This is a genomic window from Saccharomonospora iraqiensis subsp. iraqiensis, from assembly GCF_000430445.1.
Taxonomy (GTDB): domain Bacteria; phylum Actinomycetota; class Actinomycetes; order Mycobacteriales; family Pseudonocardiaceae; genus Saccharomonospora; species Saccharomonospora iraqiensis.
In genome coordinates, this window is record NZ_KE387108.1 from 1 (window position 1) to 6019 (window position 6019).

At 72.1% G+C, this 6019-nt stretch carries 10 protein-coding genes; 4 read left to right on the plus strand and 6 right to left on the minus strand.

Annotated elements, in window-relative coordinates:
* Positions 1-230: 230 nt before the first annotated feature.
* On the plus strand, positions 231-638 hold the full coding sequence (locus ACTIR_RS0115440; protein WP_026454952.1) for an ArsR/SmtB family transcription factor: 408 nt from the start codon (positions 231-233) through the stop codon (positions 636-638).
* Positions 635-1090 (plus strand): Fur family transcriptional regulator, encoded by a 456-nt coding sequence (locus ACTIR_RS0115445; protein ID WP_026454953.1) that lies wholly within the window; start codon positions 635-637, stop codon positions 1088-1090. Before ACTIR_RS0115440 ends, ACTIR_RS0115445 begins: the two co-directional genes overlap by 4 nt.
* 129 nt (positions 1091-1219) lie before the next feature.
* On the opposite strand, the gene ACTIR_RS0115450 is transcribed toward ACTIR_RS0115445, so the two are convergent.
* The 3 genes from ACTIR_RS0115450 to recO are packed head-to-tail and all read right to left on the minus strand — an operon-like array spanning position 1220 to position 3274.
* Positions 1220-1630 (minus strand): hypothetical protein, encoded by a 411-nt coding sequence (locus ACTIR_RS0115450; protein ID WP_026454954.1) that lies wholly within the window; start codon positions 1628-1630, stop codon positions 1220-1222.
* Positions 1627-2460, minus strand: a complete 834-nt coding sequence (locus ACTIR_RS0115455) for an isoprenyl transferase (protein ID WP_026454955.1) — start codon at positions 2458-2460, stop codon at positions 1627-1629. Before ACTIR_RS0115455 ends, ACTIR_RS0115450 begins: the two co-directional genes overlap by 4 nt.
* Positions 2405-3274: a DNA repair protein RecO gene (gene recO / locus ACTIR_RS0115460; RefSeq protein ID WP_007026139.1), complete on the minus strand. Its 870-nt coding sequence runs from the start codon at positions 3272-3274 to the stop codon at positions 2405-2407. The genes ACTIR_RS0115455 and recO overlap by 56 nt, the downstream gene beginning before the upstream one ends.
* Before the next feature lie 70 nt (positions 3275-3344).
* On the opposite strand from recO, the gene ACTIR_RS0115465 reads away from it, so the two are divergent.
* Positions 3345-3533 (plus strand): hypothetical protein, encoded by a 189-nt coding sequence (locus ACTIR_RS0115465; RefSeq protein WP_026454956.1) that lies wholly within the window; start codon positions 3345-3347, stop codon positions 3531-3533.
* Positions 3534-3563: 30 nt separating this feature from the next.
* Here the strand turns inward: ACTIR_RS0115465 and ACTIR_RS0115470 are convergent, their stop codons facing one another.
* Positions 3564-3980, minus strand: a complete 417-nt coding sequence (locus ACTIR_RS0115470) for a DUF2752 domain-containing protein (RefSeq protein WP_233345921.1) — start codon at positions 3978-3980, stop codon at positions 3564-3566.
* 24 nt (positions 3981-4004) lie between these two features.
* Positions 4005-4502 (minus strand): RDD family protein, encoded by a 498-nt coding sequence (locus tag ACTIR_RS0115475; RefSeq protein WP_233345922.1) that lies wholly within the window; start codon positions 4500-4502, stop codon positions 4005-4007.
* Between ACTIR_RS0115475 and ACTIR_RS25995 the strand changes: the two genes are divergently transcribed.
* Positions 4473-4838: a hypothetical protein gene (locus ACTIR_RS25995; protein ID WP_154663781.1), complete on the plus strand. Its 366-nt coding sequence runs from the start codon at positions 4473-4475 to the stop codon at positions 4836-4838. The two genes, ACTIR_RS0115475 and ACTIR_RS25995, sit on opposite strands and share 30 nt — an antisense overlap.
* A gap of 85 nt (positions 4839-4923) precedes the next feature.
* Here the strand turns inward: ACTIR_RS25995 and era are convergent, their stop codons facing one another.
* Positions 4924-5829: a GTPase Era gene (gene era, locus ACTIR_RS0115480; protein ID WP_026454959.1), complete on the minus strand. Its 906-nt coding sequence runs from the start codon at positions 5827-5829 to the stop codon at positions 4924-4926.
* Positions 5830-6019: the final 190 nt, after the last annotated feature.

Genomic DNA, 6019 nt, shown 5'->3' on the forward strand with positions numbered 1-6019 from the left:
CCGACCGCGCGGCCCCGCGCGCCGCACAGGGCCCCTCGGGGCCGCCGGATCGTCCGGCGGGACATCGTCCGGGGTGCCGGGCGGGGTCGGGTACGTGCCCACGTCAGGAGCCTCCCTCTCGCTCCGCGGCGCGTCGCGCTCGCGCATCACCGTTGATCCCCCGAAGCACTAGGATGGTAGTGGCCTCCCCCGGCCCCCGCAGGACGAATCACGGCAGTCTGGAGACCCGCATGGCGACGATGGACTCCGGCGCGGCACGGCAGGGGACCGGTGCGGACGGGCCGGTCTCCGGGGAGCACGAACACACCCCGGACGGGGCCACCCCCGCCGCGCCCCCTCCCCCACCGCAGACGGCGCTGACCGACGCCGGGGAACTGCTGCGGGCCCTGGGGGCACCGGTGCGGATCGCCGTCGTGCTGCAATTGCGGCACGGGCCGCGCTGTGTGCACGAGCTGGTCGACGCGCTGGACGTGAGCCAGCCGCTGATCAGCCAGCATCTCCGGGTGTTGAAGTCCGCCGGGATCGTGCAGGGCCAGCGGCGGGGCCGCGAGGTGGTGTACCACTTGGTGGACGACCACCTGGCGCACATCGTGGTCGACGCCGTCGCACACGTACAGGAGGACGTCCGGGCGCAATGAGTGGGACGAGGACAACCGGCACGGCCTCAGCGGCCGCCGGGACGCAGGACCGGGCCCCGGTCCCCGGCAGGCGGGCGACGCGGCAGCGCGCCGCCGTGGTCGCCCTCCTGGCCGAGGTGGACGAGTTCCGGTCGGCACAGGATCTGCACGACGAACTGCGCAGGCGCGGCGAGGGGATCGGCCTGACCACCGTGTACCGGACGTTGCAGTCGCTGTCCGAGGCGGGCGAGATCGACGTGCTGCGCACCGATTCCGGCGAGGCGGTCTACCGGCGGTGCTCGGCCCACCATCACCACCACCTCGTGTGCCGGCACTGCGGCTACACGGTCGAGGTGGAGGGTCCGGCCGTGGAGCGGTGGGCCGAACGCACCGCCGCGGGCAACGGCTTCTCCGACATCCGACACACCGTGGAGATCGTCGGCACCTGCACCGACTGCGCCACCCACGAGTGACCCCACCCGCCCCCGCGAGTCGCCACTCCAGCCCCGCGAGTTGACACTCCAAGCCCGCGAGTCGACGCCTCGGGACGGCGAGTCGACCTCCGGGTCGCCTTCCGCGCCGCGGTCGGGCCGCCGCGGGGGTCAGGTGCCGAGCAGTTCGCCGCGCACCTGGGAGGCCGTGGAGACCACCAGCATCAGCAGCGTGCCCAGCGGTCCCTCGTCGAGCCCCTGCGCGGGGAAGGCGTACCGCAGCGTGAGGTCCGTGCCGCGTTCGGTGTGCACGACACCGAGGGTTCCGAACAGGCCCTGACCCGCGCGTTCGGCCACCGACGCGGCCACCGACTGCTCGTCGGGCATGTCCCACGCCACCACGCAGGTCAGGCTGAGCACGGACAGGCCGTCGGCCAGCCGCATCGCCTGCACCACACACGGCACCTCGGCGTGCGAGAAGGTCAACGTGCCGTCGTCGTCGACGCTGACCTCCAGGAACCGCTCCAGCGCCTGCCGTGCGGAGGCGAGCAGGGCCGCAGTGTCGGCCGCCTCGGTACTCACGCGGACGCACCCCCGTCCGTGGCCTGCGCCGCGTCCACCGCGGCGCCGAACCGGCGGTCGCGTTTGGCGTACTCCAGGCACGCGTCCCACAGCTTGGTCCGGTCGAAGTCGGGGAACAGGGTGTCCTGGAACACGAACTCGGCGTAGGCCGACTGCCAGAGCATGAAGTTCGACGTCCGCAGCTCCCCGGACGGCCGCAGGAACAGGTCCACGTCCGGCATCTCCGGCTGGTAGAGGTACTTCGCCACCGTGCGTTCGTCCACCTTGTCCGGGTTGATCCGACCCTCCGCGGCGAGCTGCGCGATGCGCCGCGCCGAGTCCCCGATCTCGGCCCGGCCGCCGTAGTTGACGCACATCGTCATGTTCAGCCGGGTGTTGTTCCGCGTCTTCTCCTCCGCGGCGCGCAGTTCCTTGATGACGCTGCGCCACAACTTCGGGCTGCGGCCCGCCCAACGGATGCGCACCCCGATCGAGCCGAGGTAGTCCACCTGCCGCCGGATGGTGTCCCGGTTGAACCCCATGAGGAAGCGCACCTCCTCGGGACTGCGCTTCCAGTTCTCGGTGGAGAAGGCGTACACCGACAGCCACGGCACACCGAGCTCGACGGCACCCGCGGCGACGTCGATCATCACCGACTCGCCGCGTTTGTGCCCCTCGATGCGCGGCAGGCCCCGCTGGTTCGCCCACCGGCCGTTGCCGTCCATCACCAGCGCCACGTGCCGGGGCACCAGTTCCGGCGGGATCCGTGGCGGGCGCGCGCCGGACGGGTGCGGATCAGGCTCCCGCACCTCGGTCTGGGCCGTCGCCGCCTCGCGTCCCCTGCGCCGCACCTGTTACCTCCGCATCACCGGACACCGCCGTATCGCCGGACACCGCGTCAGACCCTAACCTGTCGGCGATCGGCGACTCGCGGGCACGGCGCTCGACGAACGGCAACGACCGCAACTGCCGTTCCAGGTGCCACTGCAGGTGTGCCGCGACGAGCCCGCTCGCGTCGCGGCGGGTGCCGGACGCGCTCGCCTCCGCGGTGTCCCAGTCCCCGTGCAGCAATGCGCCGAGCAGGACCAGCACCTCGGGAGCGGGATGGACCGAGCCGGGCACCCGGCACTCCGGGCACAGCGACCCGCCGGCGGAGACGTTGAACGCCGCGTGCGGGCCCGTGGTGCCACAGCGTGCACACTCGCCGAGCGCGGGGGCCCACCCGGCGATCGCCGTCGACCGCAGCAGGAAGGCGTCCAGTACCAGTGAGGCGTCCCGACGCCCCTCGGCCAGCGCCCGCAACGCGCCCACCAGCAGCAGGTACAGCTTGAGCACCGGCTCCCCCTCCTCGGGGATCAGCCGGTCGGCCGTCTCGGTGATCGCGCTGGCGGAGGTGTAGCGCTGGTAGTCACCCACGATCGGCAGGGCGAAGGCGTCCACGGTCTGCACCTGGGTGATCACGTCGAGCGTGCGCCCGGTGTAGAACTGCACGTCGACGTGCCCGAACGGCTCCAGCCGCGCACCGAAGCGGGACGTGGTGCGGCGCACGCCCTTCGCCACCGCCCGCACCTTCCCGTGCCGCCGGGTGAGCAGGGTGATGATGCGGTCGGCCTCCCCGAGCTTGTGCACCCGCAGCACCACACCCGTGTCCCGATACAGACTCACCCGACCATCGTCCCACGCACGCCGAGGTGGCCGGGTTCGACCGAGCCTCGGAAAGTGGGACGATCGTGAGGTGACCCACGGTGAACAGCAGGTGGCCACGAGCCACACTTGCCCTTCCCGCGCCAACGGCACCGCACTGCGGCGGGTGTTGGCCCGCTGCCACGGCGACCCACCCGCGGACGAGGCTTTCGAAACCGCCGTGTCCGAGGCGCGGGAGAGCGCGTTGACCGAGCAGGAGCGGGGTTCGCGGAGCGACTGACCCCGAACCACTCCCGGACCTCCCCCGACCTCACACCGCGGGCACTCCGACCGCCGGGATGTTGCGCACGACCCACCATCCGACGGTGAGCACCCCGAGCGACACCGCGAGGAGCCTGCCCCGGCGGCCGGTGGGCCACCAGGTCGCGGCCCGGCCCGTCTCCCACCGGCCCAGCGCGACGAGGACGGCGAGAACGACCGGCACCACGACGGCGACGGCGAACGCGTTGTACCCGAGGGCGGCGGACAGGTCCGCGTCCAGCAGCGCACCGAGCGCACGGCTGCCGCCGCAGAACGGGCAGTTCAGGCCCGTGGCGGCCAGGAACCAGCACGGGATCCGCAGGACGCCGGTGCCGAGCGCCACCCCCGTGGCCACGCCCACCCCGACCAGCATCGGTGTGATCCGGGTCGCGTGCCACGGCCGCACCACCCCGGACGCGTGCCTCACCACCTCACACCTCCCCGGAGCCGCTCAGTACATCGGCATGGGCTTGGTGGAGATCACGTAAGTCTTGGCCGCCTTGTCGTGCCAGCCCTGCCGCGCCTGCTCGTCGAAGAACGGCGAGAGGATCATCAGGATGCTGACGAGTCCTCCGATGCACGGGATGAGTCCCGGAAGGAACATCGTCGCCATCCGGGTGAAGGCGGGGCCACTGCCGGGACCGCCGGCGGTGGTCACCGACTGTTCCGTCACCAGTTTGAGCCCGGCCACACTCTTGCCCACGGTGGCCCCGCGACTGCTGAGCATCACGCCTTCGTAGACGAGCATCGCCGCAGCCATGATCGGGTAGAAGATCAGAGTGACCCACCATTCTTCGGGACCGAGCAGGGCGAACTGAACGATCAGGAAGAGCGTGCCGAGAGGCAGCCCGATGATCAGGCCGTCGACCAGGCGTGCCAGGAAGCGGCTGCCCATCGTCCCCAACACCAGCGGCCCGGAGTGCGCGAACTGGATCTGGGAGCCGGGCACGAGGACCTGGGCCTGACCCTGCATCCGGGGTCCCATCCCGGGCTGCGGCCCGCCCGGGAAACCGGGGCCGCCCGGCTGCCCCGGCTGCTGAGGTGGGAACCCGCCCGACTGCGGGAAGGGCTGCTGCCCCGGGGCGGCCGGGAATCCCCCGGAGGGAGAGGGCTGGCCGAACGCAGGCGGCTGCTGCCCGGGTTGCTGTCCCTGCTGTGGCTGCCCGTACGGCTGGCCGGGCTGTGGCTGACCGAACGGCTGCTGTCCCGGCTGCCCCTGTCCCGGCTGCCCCTGGCCGTACGGCGGCTGGTTGTACGGATGCGTCATGCCCGCTCCCCCAGATAGGTCTTCGTGATCCGGCGAGAGGGTAGCCGATCCGCTTCCGGACGGACACGGACGGTCCCCACCGGCCCCGAAGGCCCTCCTCGCCTCAGAAGCCGAGCTTGCGCAGTTGTTTCGGGTCGCGTTGCCAGTCCTTGGCGACCTTGACGTGCAGGTCCAGGTACACCTTGCTGCCGAGCAGCGCCTCGATGTGCCTACGGGCCCGCGCGCCGACCTCCTTCAACCGGCCGCCCCGGTTGCCCAGCACGATGCCCTTCTGGCTGGGACGCTCGACGTGGATGTGGGCGTAGATGTCGACCAGGTCGTCCCGGCCCTCGCGCGGGAACATCTCCTCGATGGTCACCGCGATCGAGTGCGGCAGCTCGTCGCGCACGCCCTCCAGCGCCGCCTCCCGGATCAGCTCCGCCACCAGCGTCTGCTCCGGTTCGTCGGTGAGCTCGCCGTCCGGGTACAGCTCGGGCCCCTCCGGCAGCCGGGCGACCAGCAGGTCGGCCAGGAGCCGGACCTGGTACCCGTCCACGGCGGACACCGGCACGAGGTCGGCGAACTCCATCAGGTCCTGGAGTTCGAGCAGCTGCCGGGCGACCTGCTCCGGGCCGACCAGGTCGGTCTTGGTGACCACCCCGATCACCGGCGTCCGGCCGGCGATCTTGGCCAGTTCGGCGGCGATGAACCGGTCCCCGGGGCCGATCTTCTCGTCCGCGGGCACGCAGAAGCCGACGACGTCGACCTCCGCCCAGGTGGCGTGCACCAGGTCGTTGAGCCGTTCGCCCAGCAGCGTGCGCGGCCGGTGCAGGCCGGGGGTGTCGACGAGGATGAGCTGGGCGTCGTCGCGCTGGACGATCCCGCGGATCGCGTGCCGGGTGGTCTGCGGCTTGTCCGAGGTGATGGCGACCTTCGTGCCCACCAGCTCGTTGGTCAGGGTCGACTTGCCGGCGTTCGGCCTGCCGACGAAGCACGCGAAACCCGACCGGTGCTCGGCGACCTCGGCCACGGCGTCGGGGGCGGGCCCGTCCCCTTCGGGCGCGGTGTGCGGCGGGGGTCCGGTCACCGGAGTGTCTCCCGCACGGTCCCGGCCGCGTCCGCACGCAGGATCGCCGCGTCGGAGGCCAGGTCGCGGACGGCGTCCACGGAGCTGCCGTCGACGGTCTCCGCGTCGGTCACCACGGCCGCGGCCTCCAGGC

Bases quoted from the DNA above. Each gene is read 5' to 3' on its own strand.
- ACTIR_RS0115440 (WP_026454952.1), top strand. From the start codon at position 231: ATGGCGACGATGGACTCCGGCGCGGCACGGCAGGGGACCGGTGCGGAC.
- ACTIR_RS0115445 (WP_026454953.1), top strand. From the start codon at position 635: ATGAGTGGGACGAGGACAACCGGCACGGCCTCAGCGGCCGCCGGGACG.